20 protein-coding genes are annotated in these 25,131 nt (G+C 63.0%); 2 read left to right on the forward strand and 18 right to left on the reverse strand.

The features are described 5' to 3' along the window. From AC07VL_RS15445 to AC07VL_RS15460, 4 genes are all read right to left on the reverse strand, one after another. Positions 1-4,667, reverse strand: a 4,667-nt coding sequence (locus AC07VL_RS15445) for a beta strand repeat-containing protein (RefSeq protein ID WP_494806648.1), incomplete at its 3' end; no start/stop codon positions are given. A 16-nt stretch (positions 4,668-4,683) separates the two neighbouring features. Continuing rightward, positions 4,684-6,306: a ShlB/FhaC/HecB family hemolysin secretion/activation protein gene (locus AC07VL_RS15450; protein ID WP_494806649.1), complete on the reverse strand. Its 1,623-nt coding sequence runs from the start codon at positions 6,304-6,306 to the stop codon at positions 4,684-4,686. A 217-nt stretch (positions 6,307-6,523) separates the two neighbouring features. Further along, the gene (locus AC07VL_RS15455; protein WP_494806650.1) at positions 6,524-8,761 is read right to left on the reverse strand and encodes a CHASE2 domain-containing protein; all 2,238 of its coding nucleotides are present in this window, start codon (positions 8,759-8,761) and stop codon (positions 6,524-6,526) included. A gap of 32 nt (positions 8,762-8,793) precedes the next feature. After that, positions 8,794-10,416: a GAF and HD-GYP domain-containing protein gene (locus AC07VL_RS15460; protein WP_494806651.1), complete on the reverse strand. Its 1,623-nt coding sequence runs from the start codon at positions 10,414-10,416 to the stop codon at positions 8,794-8,796. A 188-nt stretch (positions 10,417-10,604) separates the two neighbouring features. Here AC07VL_RS15460 and AC07VL_RS15465 point away from each other — a divergent pair, with 188 nt between their 5' ends. Then, complete coding sequence (locus AC07VL_RS15465; RefSeq protein WP_494806652.1) at positions 10,605-11,501, forward strand: MBL fold metallo-hydrolase; 897 nt, start codon at positions 10,605-10,607, stop codon at positions 11,499-11,501. A 46-nt stretch (positions 11,502-11,547) separates the two neighbouring features. Here AC07VL_RS15465 and AC07VL_RS15470 read toward each other — a convergent pair whose 3' ends face one another. The 7 genes from AC07VL_RS15470 to rpsF form a co-directional block, all read right to left on the reverse strand. After that, entirely contained in the window at positions 11,548-12,561 is a 1,014-nt protein-coding gene (locus AC07VL_RS15470; RefSeq protein WP_290603382.1) for an inorganic phosphate transporter, read from the reverse strand. Between the two features lie 39 nt (positions 12,562-12,600). After that, positions 12,601-13,227: a DUF47 domain-containing protein gene (locus AC07VL_RS15475; protein WP_010400015.1), complete on the reverse strand. Its 627-nt coding sequence runs from the start codon at positions 13,225-13,227 to the stop codon at positions 12,601-12,603. A 94-nt stretch (positions 13,228-13,321) separates the two neighbouring features. After that, positions 13,322-14,707, reverse strand: a complete 1,386-nt coding sequence (locus tag AC07VL_RS15480) for a replicative DNA helicase (protein WP_071322553.1) — start codon at positions 14,705-14,707, stop codon at positions 13,322-13,324. A 135-nt stretch (positions 14,708-14,842) separates the two neighbouring features. Beyond that, a complete protein-coding gene (rplI, locus tag AC07VL_RS15485) occupies positions 14,843-15,298 on the reverse strand; it encodes a 50S ribosomal protein L9 (RefSeq protein ID WP_034783456.1) in 456 nt (151 codons plus the stop codon). Between the two features lie 27 nt (positions 15,299-15,325). Further along, positions 15,326-15,616, reverse strand: coding sequence for a 30S ribosomal protein S18 (rpsR, locus tag AC07VL_RS15490; protein ID WP_010400024.1), 291 nt, complete (start codon positions 15,614-15,616; stop codon positions 15,326-15,328). A gap of 25 nt (positions 15,617-15,641) precedes the next feature. Further along, positions 15,642-15,941 carry a primosomal replication protein N gene (gene priB / locus AC07VL_RS15495; protein ID WP_086144118.1) on the reverse strand — a complete coding sequence of 100 codons (300 nt, stop codon included), beginning with the start codon at positions 15,939-15,941 and terminating at the stop codon, positions 15,642-15,644. 20 nt (positions 15,942-15,961) lie between these two features. After that, positions 15,962-16,348: a 30S ribosomal protein S6 gene (gene rpsF, locus AC07VL_RS15500; RefSeq protein WP_010400028.1), complete on the reverse strand. Its 387-nt coding sequence runs from the start codon at positions 16,346-16,348 to the stop codon at positions 15,962-15,964. Between the two features lie 265 nt (positions 16,349-16,613). On the opposite strand from rpsF, the gene lexA reads away from it, so the two are divergent. Beyond that, on the forward strand, positions 16,614-17,249 hold the full coding sequence (gene lexA, locus AC07VL_RS15505; protein WP_131372306.1) for a transcriptional repressor LexA: 636 nt from the start codon (positions 16,614-16,616) through the stop codon (positions 17,247-17,249). 218 nt (positions 17,250-17,467) lie between these two features. Here the strand turns inward: lexA and AC07VL_RS15510 are convergent, their stop codons facing one another. The 7 genes from AC07VL_RS15510 to trpA all read right to left on the reverse strand — a co-directional run bounded on the left by AC07VL_RS15510 (position 17,468) and on the right by trpA (position 25,097). Next, positions 17,468-18,709 (reverse strand): cystathionine gamma-synthase family protein, encoded by a 1,242-nt coding sequence (locus AC07VL_RS15510; protein ID WP_494806653.1) that lies wholly within the window; start codon positions 18,707-18,709, stop codon positions 17,468-17,470. Positions 18,710-18,752: 43 nt separating this feature from the next. Continuing rightward, positions 18,753-20,276 (reverse strand): amidophosphoribosyltransferase, encoded by a 1,524-nt coding sequence (gene purF / locus AC07VL_RS15515; protein ID WP_494806654.1) that lies wholly within the window; start codon positions 20,274-20,276, stop codon positions 18,753-18,755. Positions 20,277-20,315: 39 nt separating this feature from the next. After that, on the reverse strand, positions 20,316-20,804 hold the full coding sequence (locus AC07VL_RS15520; protein WP_092795381.1) for a CvpA family protein: 489 nt from the start codon (positions 20,802-20,804) through the stop codon (positions 20,316-20,318). A gap of 20 nt (positions 20,805-20,824) precedes the next feature. Then, complete coding sequence (locus AC07VL_RS15525; RefSeq protein WP_494806655.1) at positions 20,825-21,805, reverse strand: SPOR domain-containing protein; 981 nt, start codon at positions 21,803-21,805, stop codon at positions 20,825-20,827. A 24-nt stretch (positions 21,806-21,829) separates the two neighbouring features. Beyond that, a complete protein-coding gene (gene folC, locus AC07VL_RS15530; RefSeq protein ID WP_494806656.1) occupies positions 21,830-23,128 on the reverse strand; it encodes a bifunctional tetrahydrofolate synthase/dihydrofolate synthase in 1,299 nt (432 codons plus the stop codon). Positions 23,129-23,229: 101 nt separating this feature from the next. Further along, complete coding sequence (gene accD, locus AC07VL_RS15535; RefSeq protein WP_010400390.1) at positions 23,230-24,102, reverse strand: acetyl-CoA carboxylase, carboxyltransferase subunit beta; 873 nt, start codon at positions 24,100-24,102, stop codon at positions 23,230-23,232. 197 nt (positions 24,103-24,299) lie between these two features. Next, positions 24,300-25,097, reverse strand: a complete 798-nt coding sequence (gene trpA, locus AC07VL_RS15540) for a tryptophan synthase subunit alpha (protein WP_494806657.1) — start codon at positions 25,095-25,097, stop codon at positions 24,300-24,302. Between the last annotated feature and the right edge of the window lie 34 nt (positions 25,098-25,131).

The raw sequence follows: 25,131 nt of genomic DNA on the forward strand, positions 1-25,131 counted from the left end.
CCAGCGCCCGCGTTCTTGTCGCCAAACGCCGCGTTGCCCGCCACCGTCAGCGTATCGCCGGCGATCCGGTCGTCGCCGAAGTGGATGACGGCCCCCGTCGTGCCGTCATAAGTCTTGTTGACGCCGCTCATACTCACGTTCAGCGTGCGCGCGCCGATGTCGGCCGTGGTGCTGCCAGAGCTGGCGCTCAGCACGTAGTTGCCCGCATCGAGGCCAGCCAACGCAACATTCGATACATTGACGGTCTTGCCAGCCCCCGCATTCTTGTCGCCAAATACCGCATTGCCCGCCACCGTCAGCGTATCGCCGGCGACCCGGTCGTCGCCAAACGTCACGCCGGCAGCAACAGTGCCGTCATAGGTCTTGTTGACGCCGCTCATACTCACGTTCAGCGTGCGCGCGGCGATATCGGCCGTCGTGCTGCCGGCATTCGCGTTCAGCACGTAGTTGCCCGCATCGAGGCCACCCAGCGCAACATTCGATACATTGACGGTCTTGCCAGCGCCCGCATTCTTGTCGCCAAATACCGCACTGCCCGCCACCGTCAGGGTGTCGCCAGCGATCCGGTCGTCGCCGAACGTCACGCCGGCAGCAACGGTGCCGTCATAGGTCTTGTTGACGCCGCTCAAGCTGACATTCAGTGTGCGCGCGGCGATGTCGGCTGTCGTGCTGCCACTATTGGCGTTCAGCACATAGTTGCCTGCGTCCTGTCCTGTCAGATGCCCGGTGGAGACCTGGTAATCCACAACCTTGCCATTGCCGGCGTTCTTGTCGCGGAAGCTGCCCAGCAAGCCGGCCATGGCGACCTGGTCGCCTGATACCAGGCCTTCGAAATAGCCATTCAGGGTGGCGTTGGTCGTGCCGTCGTAGACGCGGCTCTGGGCACCCGAAACGCCATAGTTCAACAGGCGCGCGGAGATGTCCGCCGTGCCGTCCAGCGTGCTGCTGGCCAGGCTGTAGTTGCCGAGTTCATTGCCGCCCAGCACCAATCCGCTTGCATGCACGGCCTTGCCGCTGCCTGCATTCTTGTCAAGGAAAGCGGCACTGCCGCTGATGCTGACGTTATCGCCCGTCACCACATTGCCCAGCGTAAAGCTGGCGCCGTCATAGCCCAGCGTGCCGTCATAGACCTTGCCATTGCCCGCCATGCTCACTGTCAGGATGCGCGGCGTGATGGCGAAGGTGGTCGTGCCGCCCAAGGTGATGTCGTACTTGGCCGACCATAGCCCCGTCAAGTTGTAATTGCCCACGTTGAGCGCATTGCCGTAGCCGAGGCTGCCATTGACACCCGTGTCGCCATCGAGCAAGCCCACGTAGCCGATGGTGCCCAGGAAGGCGGCCAGCTGGCCATCGTAGACCTTGCCGCTGGCATTGTCCGTGACGTTCACCTGCAGCGGCTTCAAGAAAGCCTTCAGCATCGGCGTCGTGTAGCCGTCGTAGATGCGCCAGACGCTGCTGAAATCGTAGCCGTTGAAGCTGCCCTGCTGCTGCATCTGGGCTGTCGTGCGGCCGCTGGCGCCGCCCTGGTCCATCTGGATGCCGGCCGTCTCGTAATTCCAGAAGGCAAATGACACAACCGCGCCCGGGTCGGCGCGGCCCACCACGCCGCCCGCCGTGTTGGCGGCAAAACCGTTGCCAGACACGGCACCGCTGCTGTAGACATTGCTGGCACTGCTGCCCGCCACGCTCCAGCCGATCAACCCGCCCAGGTTTTCATGGCTTAGCGCCGGGTCGCTATTGGCCGCTGCGCCGACGGCGCCGGTGGCGTAGGCATTGCTGATGGTGCCGCCATTGCGCCCCACCAGGCCGCCGATATTGGCCGCGCCGCTGACGGCGCCCGTGGCATACGACTGGGCCACCGCTCCCTCGTTATTGCCCACCAGGCCACCCACCATGGCGCGCGTGCCCGTCACCGCGCCGCTCGCCATCGACGCCGTGATGCTGGCGCCCGCCTGGTTCAATCCCACCAGGCCGCCGATGCTGCCCGCCGCATCGGAGTTGAGGCCGCTGACCGCGCCGCTGGCACCGGAGGCCGAGATCGTCCCGCCGTTACTGCCGACCAGCCCCCCCACATTGCGCTGGCCGCTGACGGCGGCACTGCTGCTGACGTTGTCGATCGTGCCGCCAAGCACATTGCCCACCAGCGCGCCCACGTTCGCGTTGCCCGCGACGCTGCCGCCGGTAAGCGTCAGGTTGCGCAAGGTGCCGCCCTGCAGGGTGCCAAACAAGCCCACGGACGAATCGTAGCTGCGGCCATCGATGGCCAGGTTGCCGATGGCAAAGCCGGCGCCGTCAAAGACGCCGGAATAGGCCGCGCCGCCGCCGGCGATGGGGATGAATCCCTTGCCGCCATTCCAGTTTGCCGTGCCGCTGGCATCGATATTGCCCGCCAGGCGATAACTGTTGCCGAGACCGAGACTGCCGATGCCTTGCAAGCCATAGATATCGGCGATCAGGTATGGCGCGGACGTGCCGCCATCGCCGCCAGCCACGCGCAGGAAACTGGCGCCGCTGCCGATGACAAAGTTCCTGGCGCCAAATCCTGGCAAGGTGGCCCCGTTTTGTACCCAGTTGCCGCCGTCCAGGGCAAACATGCCGTCCACGGTCACGGCAGCGGTGGCCGTGATGGTGGAACCTGAATTGATGTGCAGGTCGCCGGTTCTGGCGAGCGCGCCCGATATCTGCATGCCGCCCGTGTTCGTGCCGTCGCCGATGGTCAGCGACGACGCCGAGATGCCGGCCAGTTCCGCCGCGCTCAAGCTCAGGGCCGTGCCCGACTTGGTGCCCAGGTCGATGCCGCGCGCACTGTTCAAAGGCTTGATGAGCACACTTGCGCCGCCCGCCGTGGCGCCGAAATTGATGCCGCCGGCGAGGCTGACATTGTCTGCCTGCAACGTCACCGTCTGGCCGGCGATGCCGCTGCCGATCAGCTGGCTGCCACTGCCCGACAGGCTGATGCCGCCGGCTGCCATATTCGCGAGCAGGCTCAGATTGCCATTGCCGACATTGACCACGCCGCTGCCCGTCACGCTGGCGCCGGAAAGAGAAACGTTGCCGCCATTGCTGGTGATGGCCGCATCCAGATTGACGTTCGCTCCCAGGCCGTAGGCGCCGCCGGTACTGCTGGCATCGTTGGCCGACAGCATCACGGCGCCGCCCTTGGTCGTGATGGGGGCAAACACGTTGATCGTCTCGCCCGCCATGGCGGTCAGGCCGATGCCGGTGTTGACCATGTCCACGGCACTGCTGAAGTTGATATGGTGCGTCGCCTGCAGGATCACATTGCTGTTTGCGTTGGAAATGACGCTGGCGCCGATACTGGTGCTGCCGGTTGGCGAACCATGGGTAAAATCGTCGACATTGCCCAGGCTGCCACCCGAGCCCGCCACCACCTCGATATCATAGGGGTCGAGCAGCCAGGTGCCGCGCTTGCCGCTGCCTGCGCGCGTGCCCGTATCGACCCGGATGCCGTCGACGGCCAGGGAGTGGCCCGACGTTTCGACGAAACCGCCATCGCCGCCATGGACACCGCCACGCGCGGAAATGCTGCCGTGCACCTGCGCCGACTCGGTGCCCCAAACGATGACCTTGCCGCCCTGGCCCCTGTCGGTCGCATCGGCAGCGATGCCGGCATCCTTGTTCACCACTACCTGGCGCGCATTCTGCACGGCCGCGTTCTTGCCCTGGAAGTCGCCGCCCAGCAAGACCGTGCCGCCGCCCGTGGCACCGCTGGCGTCGACCTTCGCATCGCCGAACAAGCCCACCTGGTCGCCCAGCACGGCGATTTCGCCGCCCTTGCCGGCGGCTCCCGTGGCGCTGGTGACGCTGCCCGCTTCAAGCACGGCCTTGCCGCTGGCCTTGAGCACGATCCGGCCATTCTCGCCGACGACGGCGCTGTTGGCATTGAGCACGCCGCGCTGGCTGACCAGCGCGCCGGCCAGGCCGATGCTGCCGCCCTGGGCGATGATCTGGCCCAGGTTCAGCGCCTGGTCCTGTGGCGCCGAGACCAGCACGCGCAAGTCCGGGTTGCCGGGATCGGCCAGCTGCACGCTGCGTCCGGCCGCCAGGATCACTTCCCCGTTCGGCGCCGTGATGATGCCCGTGTTTTCCACGTTCGGCGCGATCAGCAGCACTTGCCCGCCCTTGCCCGCATTGATCACGCCAGCATTGCTGACGCCGCCGGCCACGCCACCGGCCGTGAATTGGCGCTTGCCGGACAAAAAATCTTCATTCGACATGCCCAGGCTGGACGCCACCAGGCCATTCACGTCCACTTTCGCGCCCTGGCCGAAAACGATGCCGTTCGGATTGATCAGGAACACCTTGCCGTTCGATTCCAGGCTGCCCAGGATCTTGCTGGGGTCTTGTCCCGTAATGCGGTTGAGCACGGCGCTATTGCCGTTTTGCTGGATGAAGCGCGTGATTTCGCCCGCATGGATGGAAAAACTCTGCCAGTTGATGATGGTGTTGGGCGTGTTCGTGATCGAAAAGATATTGCCTTGCTGGTTGAACGTCGCCTGGCCATTGACCACCTGCGGCAAGGCGGGGTTGGCCTGCGCCGCGCCGAAGCAGCTGGCCAGCAGGAGCGCCAGCGCCGTGCGGCGCAGGGGCGGGCCGTAGGGCGGCGTCAGGACGAAGGCGGAAGCGTGGTGGACATGGTTATGCATGGTGTTCATCCTGATACTAGTAAGCCAAGGCGAGTCGGAAGTGCAGGCGGCTGGCACCGCGCCGGCCCGTGTCGCCGCCATTGACGACATGCGCGTAATCGAGTTGCAGATTGGCGTAGCGGCTCAACAGCAGGCGCATGCCGAGTCCCCCGCTGCTGATGCCTTGCGAAGCGCTTTCGCCGGGCAGCGCATGGTTGCGGCGCAGCCAGGCCGTGTCATAGAAAGCCAGCGCACGGCACTGATAGCCGGACGCCTGCGCGCACCAGTTCGGCGTGTACAGTTCCAGGTTCAGGCTGGCACCGGAATCGTTCGCCACTTCGCGCTCGTCAAAACCGCGCACCGAGGATGCGCCACCGGCGCCGAACTGCTCGCCTGGCACCAGCGCGTCGGGCGTGACCTGGGCGTTGAACAGCCCGCGCCATTGCCAGTCATCGGCCAGCACGCGGCCCGAGGTGACGCTCAGGCGCAAGGTGTTATAGGCGGCCTTGGCATGCGCGCGCACGCGATCGAAATCGGCTTGCGCACCATGCTTGCCGCCGGCAATATTGTGTGCGAACGTCAGCGCCACGCTGGTTTCGCCCGTGGGCAGGGTCCAGGCGCCAATGTAGCTGACGCTGAGCGGGTGCACGGTGACGTCGGCGCCCAGTTCCATGCCGAACAGCTGCACGCTGTTGCGGTAAGCCTTGTAATCGATGCCATACACGAGCTTGGGTTCGAAATCGTCGCGGCGGGCAAAGTTCTGGTTGTAGCGGATGCCGGCCATGCTGCCCTGGCCGCTGACGGCCAGGGCAAAAATGCCGGCCGAGACACTGCCCGAATCGACGTTCGAATAGCTGGCGAAGAAATCCATCGAGTCGCCCAGCGCGTACAGCGGCACGTGGTAGCCGGCGCCATACACGCCGACCTTGTCCGGCTTTTCGAGGCTGCTCGTATATTGCAGGCTGGCCACATGGTCGCGCCCCCACAGATTCGCATGCTGCAGCACCACGCCCACGTGCGTCTTGCCCGTCTGCGCCGCGCCCGTATTGTCCACGTTGAGCATGGCCTTCCACGCCGCTTCGTCGGCCACCGTGACGATGGCGTCGATGGCATCCGCCTTGGCGTCCGCCTGCTCGTCGGCCTGCAGGCGCACTTCGATCTTGCGCGCCGGATTTTCATTGGCCAGTTTCAGGCTTTGCGACAGGGCGGACAGATTCGGCGTCTCGCCTTCGCGAAGAGACGGCAAGGCGCGCCGCACGTTGGCGTCGTCGACATGGACGTTGCCGCCGATGACCACCTTGCCCAGCGGCGTTTGCAGCACGCTCAGGCGCACCACGCCCCGATCCAGCTCCTGCTCGGGCAACTGCACCTGCACGGCGCTGTAGCCGCGCGCGCGGTAGGCGTTTTCCAGCGCCTCGACGGCGCGGGCGATGTCGGAAAAGTCACGCTGGCGGCCCGTGAACGGCGCCAGTAGGGCCTGCACCTGGGAGGCGTCGAGCAGGGTGTTGCCCTGAACGTCAAAACGGCTGATGTCGAAGCGCGGCACGCTGTCTTCGGCCGCCGGCGCTGCGGCCTGGTCCAGGGAAATGGCAGCGCCGGCGGCGCCGACGGCGAACAGCAGCGCGGAACCCGCAAGCAGGTGCACCAAACGATATGTCATGTGAAGGATTTCTTGTCTAACCGGACCCGTGCGCGGCCCAGCAGGCGCCAGCGGCAGCGTGTCCAGCAATGGATTGAAGGCAAATTTTAGACGGCTTTTAGTTTCCAGTCAGAAATTTCTGACGTTTTTTCCCCATTTTCGTCGCAGCGCAGCATACATCGTGCATACAAGGATGAAAGATAATTTAATCAACAACATTTTCTCCGTCGCCAGCTACCTATTTGCTATCCAGTGCCGTCACGCCATCCCAGTCGGCCGCAGGCGGCGTGCGGCAGTAGGCTTCCACGCGCGCCGCATACAGGCGATACAGGCCGTCGTCGGGGAAATCCGCCTGCAATTGCCCTATCAGCGCGGCGGCAGCATGCCAGTCGCGTGCGCGCAGCCGGGCCAGTGCCTCGTGCCAGCGCCCGAGCTGTGCCAGTTCGGCTGCAGTGGCGTCGGACAGCAGACAGCGCGGTTCGAAGATGGCCACCGCTTCCTGCTTGCCCAGCACCCTGACCATGTCCAGTTCGCGGTACAGGAATTCGGGCGCCGCCGCGCGCGTGGCCGGTCCCGCGACGATGCCCACGCCATAGCGCTTGCTGGCGCCTTCCAGGCGCGCCGCCAGGTTCACGCTGTCGCCCATCACCGTGTAGGCGCGGCGGATGCGCGAACCCATGTCGCCCACGTGCATGGGCCCCGTATTGAGGCCGATGCCGATGCGCAGCGGCGGCCAGCCCCGCGCGGCGAACTCGCCGTTCAGGCGCGCCGCGCTTTGCTGCATCAGCAGCGCGCTGGCCACGGCGCGGCTGGCATGGTCGGGGAAGGCAACGGGCGCGCCCCAGAAGGCCATCACGGCGTCGCCAATGTATTTGTCGAGGGTGCCGCCATGGCTGTCGCGGATATCGTGCGACATCGCCGTCAGGTATTCGTTGATGTATTCGCGCAGCGCCGCCGGCGACAGCTGCTCGGAGATGGCCGTGAAGCCGCGCACATCGGCAAACAGCACCGTCAGTTCGCGGTTTTCGCCATCCATGGTGTAGCGCTGCGGATTGTCCGCCATCTCGGCCACCAGTTCGGGCGCCACGTATTCGCCGAAGCGCGCCACCAGCGCGCGGCCCTTGCGCACCTCGAAAAAATAGCCCCAGGCCAGGTTGACGATGAAGAGGGCAACGATCAGCAGCACCACCACGGCGCCCCCCAGCACCACGTCGCGCACGGCGTACAGGTACAGATTGAGTGCGATGGTCAGGGTCAGCGCCCCCAGCGTGACCAGCATCACGCCGGCCGGCGGCAGCACGGCCAGAGCGCCGGCCAGCAGCACGCCGAACAGCAGGATCTGCACCAGCTCGAGCGCCAGCGCATAGTCGGGGCGTGCCTTGAAGCGCCCGTCGAGGATGGACTTGATCAGGTTGGCGTGCACCTCCACGCCGGGAAATTCGGCATTGACGGGGGTGGCGCGGATGTCGTTCAGGCCCGGCGCCGTGGTGCCCACCAGCACGATGGCGCCCTTCAGCAGCGCAGGCGCAACGCTGCCGGCCAGCACGTCGGACGCCGATACATAGCGGAACGCACCGCCATCGGGACCGCCCGTGCCGCGGTACTGCACCGTGGTGGTCAGGGCCTCGCCCACGGGAATCGCCGTGGCGCCGCGCGGCGAAAACAGCACGATGTGTTCAAGACCCGCGTTTTCCAGCTGGCGCGCCGACAAGCTGTCGGCCGTGGCCGTGAAACGGGGGGCGATGGCGCGCGCCTGCAGGTAGACGGCAGCCGTGGCCAGCGACAGCGAGGGATAGTAGCCTTCACCGATGCGCGTAAGCAGGGTCGAGGAACGCACCACGCCATCGGCATCGGTCAGCGCCGTAAAGATGCCGGCGCCTTGCGCGGCCGCCTGCAACGGCGCGATATTGGCTTCGTAGCCGCGCGCCACGTAGGCGGTGACGGCGCGTCCATTCAGGTCGGCCACGGTAAAGGCAGGCCGGGGCAGCGTTCCCTTGGTCTGGCGCCCGGAGACGCTGTAGCCCAGCACCACGGGCTGGCCGCGCATGGCGTCGGCGAACAGGCCATCGTAATCCATGGCCGGGCGCAGTTTTTCCAGCTGCGCCGGCAAGCCCGCCACGCCGGCCAGCTCGCCATGCGCCAGGCCTTGCAGCACGGCGTAGCCGGAACTGGTGTCCGCCTCGGGAAAGGAGATGTCGAAGCCCAGCGCGGCGACGGCGTAATGGCCGGTGAGCTGGCGCACCAGCCGGGCCTGAATATCGCGGCTCCACGGGAAACGCCCTACCTGCGCCAGGCTCTTTTCGTCGATGTCGACGATGACGATACGGGGATCGAGCTGCGGCGCCTCGGCACGCATGCGCCAGTCGCCCAGCATGGCGTCCAGCCGCGCGATGTTCTCATTGCCGGCCAGGCACAGGATGGCGGCAGCCATGGTCAGCAGCATGCCCAGCAGCCAGCGCGCGCCGTGCTTGCGCATGAGGGGGGCCAGCGCCGCGCGCCTGCCCCGCTTCACGGCGTGTAGCCCGGAATGGCCGCCTCGTCGACGGTATCGATCTGGCTCGGGTGCAGATGTTTTTCAGCGAAGGTCAAATACACCTTGCTGCGGATGAAGACATCGAACAGCTCCGGGTCGATATGCCCGTTCAGGCTGAAATTGCCCAGGATGCGCAGGGATTCCGACAGCGGCTTGCCCTTCTTATACGGCCGGTCGCGCGCCGTCAGCGCCTCGAAAATGTCGGCGATGGCCATCAGCCGCGCCGGCACCGACATCTGCTCCTTGGTCAATCCGCGCGGATAGCCCTTGCCATCCATGCGTTCATGGTGGCCGCCCGCATACTCCGGCACCTTCTGCAGGTGCTTGGGCCACGGCAGCGCTTCGAGCATGCGGATCGACACGCTGATATGGTTGTTGACGATGGCCCGCTCGGCCGCCGTCAGGGTGCCGGCGCGGATGGTCAGATTTTCCGTCTCGTCGGCGTCGAGGAAGTCGCGCAGCTGGCCGTCGGCCGCGCGCCAGCGGCGTTTGGCGATTTGCCGCACGCGCTCCTGGTCGGCCGGCGCCATGCTTTCGCCGCCGATGTTGACGCTGCGGATGAAGTCGCGCTCCTCGCGCAGCGCGGCCTGCTCCTGCGCCAGCGCGCTGGCGATGGCCACCGCTTGCTGCGGCAGCGCCACCTGCTGGCGCAGGGCCGCGATCTCGGCGTCGCGCAGCAGCACTTCGTAGCGCGTGTCGATCAGCGCGATGCGGTCGAAAATGGTTTCCAGCTTGGTCGCCTTGTCGACCACGTGCACGGGCGTGGTGATCTTGCCGCAGTCGTGCAGCAGTCCAGCCAGCCACAGCTGCTTGCGTTCGTTGTCGCTGAGCCGGAAATCGGCCAGCGGCCCCGTTTGCGTGGCGTGCGCGGCGTCGGCCAGCAGCATCGTCAGCTCGGGCACGAACTGGCAATGGCGCCCCGTGTACGGCGACTTTTCATCGATGCCGATATTAATCAGGGTGACGAGCGATTCGAGCAGCTCTTCCAGCTGCGAGATCAGCAACTGATTCGTCAGCGCCACCCCGGCCTGCGCCGCCAGCGCCTCGATGAAACGCTGGTCGGTGGGCGAAAATGCGCGCACCTGGCCTGTCTCGCCGTCCTTGGCATTGACCAGCTGCAGCACGCCGATCAAGTCCCCTTCGTGGTCGCTCATGGGCACCGTCAGGATCGATTGCGTGTGGTAGCCGTGATGGCGGTCGAAATCGCGCATGCCGGAAAAATTGAAGGCCTCGTCGCGATACACGTCGGCGATGTTCACGCAGCGGCGCAGGTTGGCCGCATACGCGGCCACGGACGCCAGGTTGGGCTGGGCGGCATCGTCGAACAGCGGCACGCCGGGCAAGCCGACGTCCGCGCCCTGCACGATGCCCAGGCTGTCGTTGACGCTGATGTGGAAATCGAGCTGGCGGCCATCGGCTGCCGGCCGGTACAGGGTGGCGCCGTCGGCGCCGCTCATGCTTTTTGCGAGCAGCACGATACGCTGCAGCAGCGGCCCGATATCGCGCCCCTGTCCACCCTGGCCGTGCCCCAATGCGACACTGAGTTCGGTCAATTGCTCGAGCCGGTGGGCGATTTTCTCAGGGTGCAGCTGAGGCATGTGAATGGCGATCAGGTAAGGGAACAGGAAGTGGGCAAGCGCCAGTGTAACGGCCACCCCGCGCACTGTACATTACTTAGTTACAACAAAATGAAATAACTTTCCCTGTTGCAACACACATAAATGTTGGCGCCAATCTCATTAATTAGAATAGAATCAACAATAATTACACAGTAACAAGGTACTGAATGAAATTCACGTTCAGGGGGGTGCGCGGCTCCATCCCCTCCCCGGGCCCGCGCACGGCCCGCTATGGCGGCAACACCACGTGCATCGAAGTGCGCACCGACGACGACAGCCTGATCATTCTCGATGCAGGCAGCGGCATCTTTTCACTGGCGCAGCAGCTGCCGGCCGGCCAGCCGGTACATGCGCACGTCTTCATCACGCACAGCCACTGGGACCATATCCACGGCCTGCCCATGTTCTCGCCCCTGTTCGTGGCGGGCAACCGCATGCGCCTGCATGGCGCCTACGATGCCGTGGCCGGACGCGGCATCGAGCACGTGATGGCGGTCCAGCTGCAAAACAGCTATTTTCCCGTCAGCGAAGCGGCGATGGCGGCCAGCATCGAGTACCGCACCCTGTCGCCCGGCGACACCGTCGAGGTGGGCGGCGCCAGCGTGCGCAGCGCGGAGATGAACCATCCCGTCATCAACCTGGGCTACCGCATCGACTGCGCCGGCGCCGCGCTGTTTTTCAGCGGCGACCACGAACCGTTCTACAACCTGCATGCGCCCGGCCACGCCGAGCACGCGGCGTGCGAAGCGCGCAACGCGCAGCGCCAGGCCGGCATCGATGCGCTGGTCGATGGCGTCGATGCGCTGATCATGGATTGCTCCTACACGCGCGAGGAGTACCCGGGCAAGCAGGGCTGGGGCCATGGCACGTTCGACGCCGCCTTCGACCTGGCCCTGCGCTGCGGCGCCCGGCGCCTGTACTGCACCCACCACGAGCCGACGCGCAGCGACGAGCAGCTCGAAACCGTGTTTGCCGACGTGATGGGCCGCTACGCGGACCGCCTCGCCGGCCTGCAGGTCTTCCTCGCCTGCGAGGGGCTGACGGTGGAACTGGCCGGCGCATGAAAAAAGGGAGCCGCAAGGCTCCCTTTTTACTGGCGTTGGCTATCCATCACATGATGTGGTGGCCAATCCACCAGGCGATGGCCGCGACGAAGGCCGAAGCGGGAATCGTGAAAATCCAGGCCCAGACGATATTGCCCGCCACGCCCCAGCGCACGGCCGACATCTTCTGCGACGAGCCGACGCCGACGATGGCGCCCGTGATGGTGTGCGTCGTCGACACGGGAATGCCCAGCGCCGTCGACACGAACAGGGTGATGGCACCGCCCGTTTCGGCGCAGAAGCCGCCGACGGGTTTGAGCTTGGTGATCTTCTGCCCCATGGTCTTGACGATGCGCCAGCCACCGAACAGGGTGCCGAAGCTGATCGCCGTGTAGCACGAGATGATGACCCACAGCGGCGGCATGGCATCGGCCGCGCTGGAATAGCCAGCGGCGATCAACAGCATCCAGATGATGCCGATGGTTTTTTGCGCATCGTTGCCGCCGTGGCCCAGGCTGTATGCCGCGGCCGACAGCAGCTGCAGGCGACGGAACCACTTGTCGACCTTGCGCGGCGTCGAGCGCACAAAAATCCACGACACCAGCAGCATCATGATGGAGCCGAAGATAAAGCCCAGCAACGGCGAGATGACGATGAAGGCAACGGTCTTCCACAGGCCGGCCGATACCAGCGCGCCGGTGCCGGACTTGGCGACGGCGGCGCCCACCAGGCCGCCGATCAGGGCGTGCGAGGATGACGAGGGAATGCCGTAGTACCAGGTAAACAGGTTCCAGAAGATGGCGCCCATCAGCGCGCCGAAGATCACGTACTGGTCCACCACCGTGGGGTCGATGGTGCCCTTGCCCACCGTGGCGGCCACGGTCAGCTGGTGGAAGACGAAAATGGCGACGAAGTTGAACGTGGCGGCCATGGCGACCGCGGTCTGCGGCTTCAACACGCCCGTCGAGACCACCGTGGCGATCGCGTTGGCGGCATCGTGGAAGCCGTTCATGAAGTCAAACAGCAGCGCGAGGACGATCAACAGGCCTAGCACGTAGATGCTGATTTGTATGGTCATTATATGTTCTTTTCTGATTCTGGTTCAGGACAGGCCCAACGCTTACGCGTTTTCGACGATGATGCCTTCGATAATATTGGACACATCTTCGCAACGGTCGGTCACGGTTTCCAGAATTTCGTAGATCGCTTTCAGCTTGATCAGGTTGCGCACATCCGGTTCGTCGCGGAACAGCTTGGACATGGCGGCGCGCATCACATGGTCGGCATCCGATTCCAGGCGGTCGATCTCTTCGCAGATGGCGACGATCTTGCGCGAGTTGTCCATGTTGTGCAGCATGGCGACGGCGTCGCGCACTTTCTCGGTACAGGCCAGCACCAGTTCGGCCAGGCGCTTGGCTTCCGGCGTGACGGCCTTCAGGTCGTACAGCGACACGGTTTGCGCCGCGTCTTCCAGCAGGTCGAGGATGTCGTCCTGGCGCGTGATCAGCTGATGGATGTCGTCGCGGTCGATCGGCGTGATGAAGGTCTTGTGCAGCATTTCCACGGTGGCGTAGGTGACTTTGTCCGCCTGTTTCTCGATGCTTTCGATCGCATGTACGCGGTTTTCCAGGTCATCGAAATTGGTCATCAGGCCGAGCATCTCTTTGGCGCCCTTGACGCACAATTCCGCGTGCTGGTTAAACAATTCAAAAAACTTGCCCTCAGTGGGCATCAAGCGTCCAAACATGTCATTCTCCGTTAAGCATTGAGTCGTGTTATTTACTACAGAAAGCCGCCCCGTATGAGGGGGCGGCCGATGGAATTGCCAGTGCTGCTGAGTCTTAGTCGCCTTGGTAAAGCGCCAGGCCACCACTGTAATTGCCAAATTTGGTGTACTGCCCCATGAAGGTGAGGCGGATGCTGCCGATTGGACCGTTACGTTGTTTACCGATGATGATTTCGGCCGTTCCCTTGTCTGGCGAGTCGGGGTTATACACCTCGTCGCGGTAAATGAACAGGATCACGTCGGCATCCTGCTCGATAGCGCCCGATTCGCGCAAGTCGGACATCACGGGACGTTTATTCGGGCGTTGTTCCAGCGAGCGGTTCAGCTGGGACAGCGCGATCACGGGGCAGCCGAGTTCTTTTGCCAGGCCTTTCAAGCCCCGCGAAATCTCGGAAATCTCCGTGGCGCGGTTGTCGCCAGGGGTATTGGCCGACATCAGCTGCAAGTAATCGACGATGATCAGGCCCAGCTTGCCGCATTGGCGCGACAAACGGCGCGAGCGGGCGCGCAATTCGATGGAGTTCAGCGCCGGCGTTTCATCGATGTACAGCTGCGCATCGTTCATCTTCTGGATGGCATTCGTCAGGCGTGGCCAGTCTTCGTCGTTCAGGCGGCCCGTGCGCAGGCGGTGCTGGTCCAGCTGCCCGACGGAGCCGAGCATACGCATGGCCAGCTGGGCGCCGCCCATCTCCATCGAGAACACGGCCACGGGCAAGCCGCTGTCGATGGCCACGTTCTCGCCGATGTTGACGGAAAACGCCGTCTTGCCCATCGACGGACGTCCCGCCACGATCACCAGGTCGCCCGGCTGCAGACCGGAGGTCATGCGGTCCAGGTCGATGAAACCGGTGGGCACGCCCGTGATTTCACTCTGGTTGTCGCGGCTGTACAGTTCGTCGATGCGCTCGACCACCTGCGTCAGCAAAGGCTGGATGGCGGTCCAGCCCTGGGCGCCGCGCGCGCCCTCTTCGGCGATGGCGAAAATCTTTGACTCGGCCTCGTCAAGCATCTGCTTGACTTCCTTGCCCTGCGGGCTGAAGGCCGTGCCGGAGATATCGTCGGCGACGGTGATGAGTTTGCGCAGCACGCCGCGGTCGCGCACGATCTCGGCATAGCGCCGGATATTCGCGGCCGATGGCGTGTTTTGCGCCATGGCGTTCAGGTAAGCGAGTCCGCCCACATCCTCGGCCTTGCCGAGCTGGGTCAGGGTTTCAAAAACAGTAATGACATCGGCTGGCTTGGAAGCGTTAACCATCTTGACGATTTGCTCGAAGATGATGCGATGGTCATAGCGATAGAAATCCTCCGCATGCATGAAATCGGCGATGCGGTCATACGCGGCATTGTCGCGCAGCAGACCACCGATGACGGATTGTTCTGCTTCGATCGAATGCGGCGGAATACGGAGGGAATCCAGTTGCGGATCAGAGGGGGCGTTCATGGCGCGAATTATACCCGCTTCGGCGTGCTGGCAAAAATAAAGGGCTGAAATTGAGCGAAAAAAAGGCCACAAAAAAGCCGGGCGAACCCGGCTTTTCATAGTGCGGCAGCGCGTGCGGGCCAGGCCCGCAGACGATTACGCGTTCGCGTCTGGTACGACAGCGATAACAACTTCCACAACCACGTCGGTGTGCAGAGCAACCGAAACGTTGTGCTCGCCAACGATCTTCAACGGGCCGGTAGGCATGCGGATTTGTGCTTTTTCAACAGCAAAACCTTGCTTGGTCAGCGCTTCAGCGATGTCGAAGTTGGTGACGGAACCGAACAGACGGCCATCGACGCCAGCTTTTTGAGCAACTTGAACGGTCAGACCGCTCAGTTTTTCGCCTTGGGCTTGCGATGCGGCCAGTTTGGCAGCTGCAGCTTTTTCCAGTTCGGCGCGCTTGACTTCGAATTCAGCCACGGCGGTTGCCGTAGCACGACGTGCCAGGCGTTGCGGGATCAGGAAGTTACGTGCGTAACCGTCTTTGACTTTGACGACTTCGCCGAGGTTACCGACGTTTACAACTTTTTCTAACAGAATGATTTGCATAGTTCTTCTCCAGGAATATCTGACCGATTAAGCGTGGTGCAGATCGGTGTATGGCAGCAGCGCGAGGAAGCGAGCGCGCTTGATTGCGGTGTCGACTTGGCGCTGGTAGTGCGCTTTGGTACCGGTCAGGCGTGCTGGCATGATCTTGCCGTTTTCCTGGACGAAGTCTTTCAGCGTGTCGACGTCTTTGTAGTCGACTTGCTCAACGTGAGCTGCCGTGAAGCGGCAGAACTTCTTACGTTTGAACAAAGGGTTTTGCTGTTTGCGTTTTTCTTTAAGCTTGAGCTTATTTTTGTCGAACTTTTTACCGAATGCCATGTCAGGCTCCTGTATCTAAAATGCGCTAGTCGGGAATGACTGCACTAAAATCAATGATGTGAAACACCAAACTCTTGCTGTTGCGGCTCTTTCTGGCCAGGAAACCCGTGAACTGATACACCCCACCCAAGCTTGCCTGGCTGAACCGGCCTGAGATTTCGCCAGCGGCTAGCGCGGCAACATCAAACTCGGTCAAACGGGCAATTCCTGCTTCCATCTGCTGCGAACTGTGTTGCAATACTGCATTCACAATCGGCAGCCCTGCCGGGGTATAGCGCAATATTTCGCGCTCGGCAATGATGGCGGTTACTTGTAGCTGGTTCAGCGCACGATCCTGGTCAAAAATTAAGCGGCTGCGGCTGGAGCGGCTGCTGGTGCTTCGGTGCGGTGGCTTTTGGCCGCGTCTTCGCGTTGTACCGATTTCATCATCGGCGAAGGAGCTGTTTCAGCTTTCTTCATTTTAACGGTCAGGTGACGCAACACGGCATCATTGAATTTGAATGCTGTTTCCAACTCGACCAGGGTCTCGTTGTCGCATTCGATGTTCAGGCAGATGTAGTGTGCTTTAGGCAGCTTTTGGATCGAGTAAGCCATTTGACGGCGGCCCCAATCTTCCACGCGGTGAACCGAACCGCCGCGGGTGGTTACGCTGGCTTTGTAGCGTTCGATCATCGCGGGCACTTGCTCGCTTTGGTCCGGATGGACGATAAAGACTATTTCATAATGACGCATGCAAACTCCTTCAGGTCGGATTGATAATCGCCCACCCCGGCGTCAAGACGGGTGTGGGAAGGTCAGCCGAAGATTATAACCGCCTTTTGCGAACTATTCAATGATTGCTTGCGCCGCGCCTGCCGGCCGCCACCTTTCTTGCCCCGATAGCAGGTTTTCTTTGAAAATCGGCGAAAAAGCCCGAAATCCCCTTGCATAGTGGGCGATACTGTACAAAAATACAGACTGTTCATATAGACAGCATTTTAGTATGCACCCACCGCTCATGATCAAGCTGACAGCACGACAAGAACAAATCCTGAACCTGATCAAGGACGCGATTGAAAATACGGGCTTTCCTCCCACCCGTGCCGAGATCGCCAATGAATTGGGCTTCAAATCGGCCAACGCGGCCGAAGAGCATTTGCAGGCCCTGGCCCGCAAGGGCGCGATCGAGATTTCGCCCGGCACCTCGCGCGGCATCCGCCTGATCGGCGCGGCGGCCGAAACGCTGCCGGCGAAGGTGCCGGCAGCGCTGCTGATGTCGCTGCCCCTGATCGGCCGCGTGGCAGCCGGTTCACCCATCCTGGCGCAGGAAAACCTGGAAGCGAGCTACAACGTCGACCCGGCCCTGTTTTCGGCCAAGCCCGACTTCCTGCTGAAGGTGCGCGGCTGGTCCATGCGCGACGCCGGCATCATGGATGGCGACTTGCTGGCCGTGAAGAAGGTCGACAGCGCCAAGAACGGCCAGATCGTCGTCGCCCGCATCGGCGACGAAGTCACCGTCAAGCGCTACAAGAAGACGGGCTCCGTCATCGAACTGCTGCCGGAAAACCCCGACTTCAAGGTCATCACCGTGTCACCGGAAGATGAATTTGCCCTGGAAGGCCTGGCCGTGGGCTTGATGCGCAGCTGGCATTGATTGAACGCGCCCTCATAAACCTACTGCGCAGCCCACTCTCGGGCATCCGTTGCTCGCTAGCTGGGCGCCCCCCGTACAATGTACAGCTCCGCTACTCAACCCGATATTGGGCTTGCCCGCTACGGTTTCTGAAGGCACGAAGACATTACCATTGAACGGCGAAAAACAAAGGGCCGCAACAGCATGACTGTTGCGGCCCTTTTCATTTGTCCGGCAACTTAGACATCAAGTGCCTGGCGGAAATCCTCGAGCAGATCCACCTCGTCCTCGATGCCGACGGAGACGCGGATCAGCGATTCGGCGATGCCCATGCTGGCGCGGCGCTCGGCCCCCATCTCATAGAAAATCGTGTGGGCGACGGGAATGACCAGGGTGCGCGTGTCGCCCAGGTTGCTTGCGGGAATGGCCAGATTCAGGCGGTTGAGGAAATCGAAGCAGTCGATGCCATCCATCAACTCAAAGCTGAACAGCGAGCCATAGCTGCGGAACAGCTCGCTGGCCAGCGCATGCTGCGGGTGCGACGGCAAGCCGGGATAATGCACGGCGGCCACGCGCGGGTCGGCGGCCAGTATGGTGGCCAGCGCCAGGGCATTCGAGCAGGTGCGGTCCATGCGCAAGGCCATGGTTTCCGCGCCGACGGCGATATGGTGCGCCGCTTCCGGCCCCAAGGAGGCGCCGAAGTCGCGCAAGGCCTTGGCGCGGATTTGCGCAATGCCCCATTGCGCGGGCGCCGCCTTCTTGTAATTCTCGAAAATATTCGGATACTGCGTCCAGTCGAACACGCCCGTGTCCGTCAAGCTGCCGCCCAGCGCATTGCCGTGGCCGCCGATGGATTTCGTCAGAGCGTTGACCACCAGGCCCGCGCCCACGGCCTTCGGACGGAACAGGTAGGGCGTCGTCATCGTATTGTCGACGATATACAGGATGCCCTTCTCGCGGCACAGGTCGCCGATTTTTTGCAGGTCGGCGATCTGCGTGCGCGGGTTGGCGATGGTTTCCACGAAAACAATCCGCGTCGTCGGCGTGATGGCGGCCGCCACGTTGGCGACATCGGTGGCATCGACGAAGGACACGCCTATGCCCTGCCCCGTCACCGTTTGCCACAGGCTGTTGGTGTTGCCAAACAGGAATGCCGACGACACGACGTGGTCGCCCGCGCGCAGCAGCGACTGCACCACGGCGCCGATGGCGCCCATGCCGGTGGCGAAGCACAGGGTCGCCACGCCGTCTTCCATCTTGTTGACCTTGTCTTCCAGCGCGGAAACGGTCGGGTTGCCCTGGCGGCCGTAGCGGAAGCCCGGCTCCTTGCCCTGGAACACGGACGCGAGCTGGCGCGCATCGGCGTAACCAAACGCGACGGAGGTGTGCACGGGCTTGTGCAGCGAGCCATGCTCGATGCCCTTGCGGCGGTCGTTATGCAGGATGGTAGTGGTAAAGCCGTAGTTTTTTTTATCGTTCATGATCGCGGAGCAAAAAAAGCCCGGCGCTAGCCGGGCAAGATAATTACGCTTCTGTCGTTGCCAGGTTCAGGTTCAGCTGGGAACGTGGCGTGTCTTCCGGCGCTGCCGCCTTCGGATGGTGGCGCGCATATTCCAGGCGGTCCAGGTATTCCTGCGACACGTCGCCCGTCACGTACACGCCGTCGAAGCACGAGGCCTCGAAGCTGGTCAGGGCCGGGTTGACGTCGGCGATGGCCTGCTTCAGCGCGCCGATATCCTGGTACACCAGGTAATCGGCCGTGATTTCGCGGCACACTTCTTCCGTCGTGCGGCCGTAGGCGATCAGCTCGTCGCGTGTCGGCATGTCGATGCCGTACACGTTCGGGAAGATGACCGGCGGCGCGGCCGAGGCGAAGATGACCTTCGTTGCGCCCGCTTCGCGCGCCATCTGCACGATTTCGCGGCTGGTGGTGCCGCGCACGATGGAATCGTCGACCAGCAGCACCACTTTATCCTTGAATTCGGACGGGATGGCGTTGAGCTTCTGGCGCACGGACTTCTTGCGCGCCGCCTGGCCCGGCATGATGAAGGTGCGGCCGATGTAGCGGTTCTTGATGAAGCCTTCGCGGTACTCGATGTTCAGCGCCATGGCCAGCTGGATGGCGGCCGGACGCGAGGAGTCGGGAATCGGCATGACCACGTCGATATGCACGCCTGGCAGCTCGGTGCGGATCTTTTCGGCCAGGTATTCGCCCATTTTCAGGCGCGTGGCGTACACGGAAGCGCCGTCGATGACGGAGTCGGGACGGGCCAGGTAGACGAATTCGAAGACGCAGGGATTCAGGCTGGCATTGTCCGCGCATTGGCGGCTGTGCAATTGCTTGTCGGCATCGATGAAGACGGCTTCACCGGGGCCGATGTCGCGCACGAAACGGAAGCCCATGCCTTCCAGGGCCACGGATTCGGAGGCGATCAGGTACTCGGTGCCCTGCTCGCTTTCATTGATGCCCAGGCACAGCGGACGGATGCCGTGCGGGTCGCGGAAGGCCAGCAAGCCCACGCCGGCAATTTGCGCCACGGCAGCATAGCCACCCTTGACGCGACGGTTCAGCACGGTAACGGCCTTGAAGATGGCGTCCGGGTCCAGGTTCAGGCCCGTCGTCGCTTCCTGGATTTCATGCGCCAGCACGTTGAGCAGCACTTCCGAGTCGGAATCGGTATTGATGTGGCGGCGGTCGTTCTTGAACATTTCCTGCTTCAACTGTTCCCAGTTGGTCAGGTTGCCATTGTGCGCCAGGGTGATGCCGAACGGCGCATTCACATAAAACGGCTGTGCTTCCTCTTCGCTCGACGAACCGGCCGTCGGATAGCGACAGTGACCGATGCCCGAATTGCCTTGCAGCGAACGCATGTTGCGCGTACGGAAGACGTCACGCACGAGGCCATTGGCCTTGTGCATGGAAAACATACTGCTGTGATTGGTCGCAATCCCTGCCGCATCCTGACCGCGATGTTGCAAGAGCAACAATGCATCATAGAGCAATTGATTGACAGGTTGATGGGAAACGACGCCGACGATGCCACACATGGTGTGCTCCTAAACTGTGCTACTGATTTTAAAAAAAATTCAAAATTTCACATGCTGCGCGTAAGCGGCAGGCAGATAAGGCTTGATGGCGCGCGCGCCCTGCTCTGCAAGCGGGCTGAGCAGCGCGTTCTTCCAGAATGGCTGCTGCGGGATGGACGTCATGCCACACAAGATGACGGCGGTCAGCACGATCACAAGGCCCCGCGCCACGCCGAACAGGCTGCCCAGGGTGCGGTCGGCCAGGCTCAGGCCCGTCACCTTGACCAGTGCGTCGACCGTCATGGACAGCAATCCCATCAAAATGCGCACGCCGATGAACAGCACCACGAAGGCCAGCAACAGGCGGACGGCTTCGCCCGGCACGGCTTCCGGCAGGAATTTCGCCAGGGTGGCGCCATACGCGTTGGCAATGACGAAAGCCACGATCCAGCTGACCAAGGACAGTATTTCCTTGACCAGGCCGCGCATCATGCTGATCAGCACGGACGTCACCAGCACGAACAGCACCAGATAATCGAAAATCGTCACGCCCGTTCAGCCTTGCAACATCACGCCGGCACCAGGCTGCCGCCCAGGCCCAGCTTTTGCAGCTTGGCGCGCGTCTTTTCCGCGTCTTCGCGGCTGCCGAATGGCCCCACGCGCACGCGGATGCGTTCGCCAGCGGGGCTGGAGACCTTCTGCGTGTACGACTTGATGCCCGCTTCGCGCAGTTTTTCCTGCAATTCGTCGACCTTGTCCTGCGTTGCCAGTGCCGCCACCTGCACCACGAACTTGCCGGAGCCGGCGTCATGGGCTTTCTCCTGCTGCTTGTCTTGCGGCTTGCCTTCCAGAATCGCCAGCGCGCGCGCAGCATCGTCGGCCGACTGCGCCGGCTTGGCAGGCTTCGGTTCAGGCTTGGCTTCCGGCTTGACCTCATGCTTCGGTTCAGGCTTGGGCTCGTGTTTCGGCTCCGGCTTGGTTTCGTGCTTCGGCTCGGGTTTCGGTTCGGGTTTCGGTTCCGGTTTCGGTTCCACCTTGACCGGCTTGGGCTCAGGCTTGGGCTCGGGTTTCGGCTCGACATAGGCCGGCTTGAGCGGCGCAGGCTCGGCGGCAGCCAGCACGGGTGCCGGCATCGGCTTGGCCGCAGGCGGCAGCGGCGCGTCGACGATTTCCTCGGACTGGTCCAGGCCATTCGATGCGGCCCGGGCCGGGACGGCCGGCACGGGCGCCGGTGCAGCCTTTTCCTTTGACGGAATATCGATGGCGATATCGTTGAACGGTGCTTTCGGCTCGGAATCGAGCAGCATCGGCAAGCCGACGGCCACGCCCAGGGCCAGGGCGACAGCCCCGACGAGGCGGCGGCGTGCGCGTTTTTTCTCTGGCAAGACCGGGTCCGGCGCTTCCTTGCCGCCACGGCGGGAGCCGCCGCCACCGGCCGTGTTGGCGGCCCGTTTGCGGGTCGGCGACTGTGCTTCGCCAGGGACATAAAAGCCGCTGTCTTCGCCAGAGGATTCTTGCTTGTTTTTAAACAGTTTCGAGAACAAGCCCATGCGTGATTTTCAGTCGAGTGCGTTTCAGTGAAGAGAGGATTTCCGGGCCTTCATCACACCAGCGACGGTGAGGAAAGAACCAAAGACCACAATTCTATCATTCTCACCGGCCCGGCTCATTGCATTTGCAAAAGCTTGTGCCGGATCATCGAAAATAGATACGGTATGCTCGCTGCTGTCAGGCTTGCCTTCCAGCATGATCTGCACCTTGGCGGCCAGTTCGGAGGCCGTGGCCGCGCGGGGCGAGGGCAGGCCCGTCAGGCACCAGTGGTCGACGTGCTCGCCCATCGCGGCGAGGACGCCATCGATATCCTTGTCCTGCATGGAGCCGAAGACGGCGTAGGTGTACGGGTGGAAACCCATATTGCCCAGGTTCTGGTTCAGTGCCGACGCCGCATGGGGGTTGTGCGCCACGTCGAGGATCACGCTGGGGCGGCCTGGCAGGACCTGGAAGCGGCCCGGCAGTTCCACCGTCACAAGGCCCGTGCGCACTTCCTGCGCGCCCACGGGCAGTTTCAGCTTCAGCACTTCCAGCGCGGCCAGCACGGCCGTCGCGTTGAGGATCTGGTTGGCGCCACGCAAGCTTGGATACGCCAGCGAATTGCGGCGCTGCTCGCGCCCGCCGTAGTTCCACTGCTGCTTGTCGCCCGAATAATTGAAATCGCGGCCCATCAGCCACAGGTCGGCACCGATGGCCTCGGCATGGTCGATCAGCGACTGGGGCGGCACGGGGTCGCTGCAGATGGCCGCCTTGCCCGGACGGAAGATGCCCGCCTTTTCAAAGCCGATGGCTTCGCGCGTGTCGCCCAGGTAATCCGTGTGGTCGATGTCGACGCTGGTGACGATGGCCACGTCCGCGTCGATCACGTTGACGGCGTCCAGGCGCCCGCCCAGGCCCACTTCCAGGATGGCCACATCGAGGTTGGCCTGCGACAGCAGATGCAGGATGGCCAGGGTGGTGAATTCGAAATACGTGAGCGGCGTTTCGCCCCGCACGGCTTCGACGGCATGGAAGCTGGCGACGAGCTGCTCGTCGCTGGCCATCTCGCCCAGCACGCGCGCGCGCTCATTAAAATCAAGGAAGTGCGGCTTGATGTACAGCCCCACTTTGTATCCGGCGCGCAACAGTACGGATTCCAGCATGGCGCAGGTGGACCCCTTGCCATTCGTGCCCGCCACCATGATCACGGGGCAGGTAAAAGCCAGCTGCATGCGCGCCTTGACGGCTTGCACGCGGTCCAGGCCCATGTTGATCTGGGTTTCCGAATGGCGGGTTTCCAGCAGGGCGAGCCAGTCCGGCAAGGTGGTGGGGAGGTTTTGCATGGGAGACTTCTTGATGAGGAGACAGTGCGCGAGGCGCGCAGACGGTGTTGCGTGGCAACCAGGCGGGTCCGCAGGACACCGCCCGGCCTGTTACTTTGGCGTTACGCCAAGACTTCGACGGCCTGGTTCTGCAGCAAGGCCAGCAAGCGGGCGATTTCTTCGCGCATCTTGCGGCGGTCGACGATCATGTCGACGGCGCCCTTGGTGACGAGGAACTCGGCACGCTGGAAGCCTTCCGGCAGTTTTTCGCGCACGGTGTTTTCAATAACGCGGGGACCGGCAAAGCCGATCAGCGCCTTCGGTTCGGCGATGACGACGTCGCCCATGAAGGCGAACGAGGCGGACACGCCGCCCATGGTCGGGTCAGTCAGCACGCTGATGAACGGCAATTTCTTTTCCGACAACTTGGTCAGCATGGCCGTGGTCTTCGCCATCTGCATCAGCGACAGCAAGCCTTCCTGCATGCGCGCGCCGCCGGTGGCGGTGATGCAAATGAACGGCACTTTCTGTTCCAGCGCGATCTGCGCGCCGCGCACGAATCGCTCGCCGACGACGGAGCCCATGGAGCCGCCCATGAATTCGAATTCGAAGCACGCCACGACCACTGGCAGGCTCATGATGGCGCCGCCCATGACGACCATCGCATCCGTCTCGCCCGTCGCTTCCATGGCGGATTTCAGGCGGTCCGGGTATTTCTTGCTGTCCTTGAACTTCAGGGTATCGACGGGCAGGATTTCCTGGCCAATTTCATAGCGGCCGCCCGCGTCGAGCAGGCTGTCGAGGCGCTCACGCGCGCGGATGCGCATGTGATGGTCGCATTTCGGACACACGTGCAAATTCGATTCCAGGTCCGTACGGTACAGCACGGCTTCGCACGAGGGGCACTTGACCCACAGGCCTTCCGGCATGGTCTTGCGCGCGGCAGCATCCGAACGCTGTATGCGCGGTGGCAGCAGTTTTTCCAACCAACTCATATTTTCTCCTTGGGCCCTTGTAGGGGTAGCGTCGGTGGACGCCCCCGGCAGACGGTCAACGGCGACGCCCCGCGGGACGCCACCAAAAATTTTATCTATTGCACAATAACAGGCAAATCAGTGGCCGAAGTGTAGCCGTTTATCGCCGGGCTGTCGAACTTTGCCGCCAACGCATCTTGCGTAAACGGCAAGCTTGCTCAGGCGTCCAGTGCGGCGCGGATGCCTGCCGTAAAGCTACGCACGGCATCGACGGCGCCCCCTTCCGGGGCGTTTTCAATTTCCTGGATGATGCGGCTGCCGATGACGACGGCATCGGCCACCTTGGCAACGGCCTTGGCCGTGGCGCCATCGCGGATGCCGAAGCCCACGCCGATGGGTAATTTTACATGCTGGCGGATGGCCGCGAGGCGTTCGGCCACCTGTTCCGTATCAATGTTACCCGCTCCCGTGACGCCTTTCAGCGATACGTAATAGCTGAAGCCGCCGCCAACCTTGGCCACTTGCGCGATACGCTCTTCGGTCGAGGTGGGCGCCAGCAGGAAAATCAGGTCGAGACCGGCCTCGCGCATGGCGATGGCGAATTCCTCACACTCTTCCGGCGGATAATCGACGACGATGGCGCCGTCGGCGCCGGCCGCTTGCGCTGCATCAATAAACGCGGCGCTGCCGATGCGCTCGATCGGGTTTGCATAGCCCATCAGCACCACGGGCGTCGTCTGGTTCGTTTCGCGGAACTGGCGCACGTAGCCGAAGACGTCGTGGATGCCGACATTGAATGCCAGCGCCCGCTCGCAGGCGCGCTGGATGACGGGGCCTTCGGCCATGGGGTCGGAAAACGGCACGCCCAGTTCCAGCACGTCGGCGCCGCCCTCGACAAGCGCGTGCATCAGGGGCACGGTGGCGTCGGGGCCGGGGTCGCCGGCGGTAATGAAGGTGACCAGGCCGGTCTTGTTGTTCGATTTGAGATTGGCAAAGGTGGGGGCGATACGGGACATGGTGAGCTTTCTTGGTGATGGATATAGGAAATAA

Source organism: Janthinobacterium sp. GW821-FHT03C08, assembly GCF_059420905.1.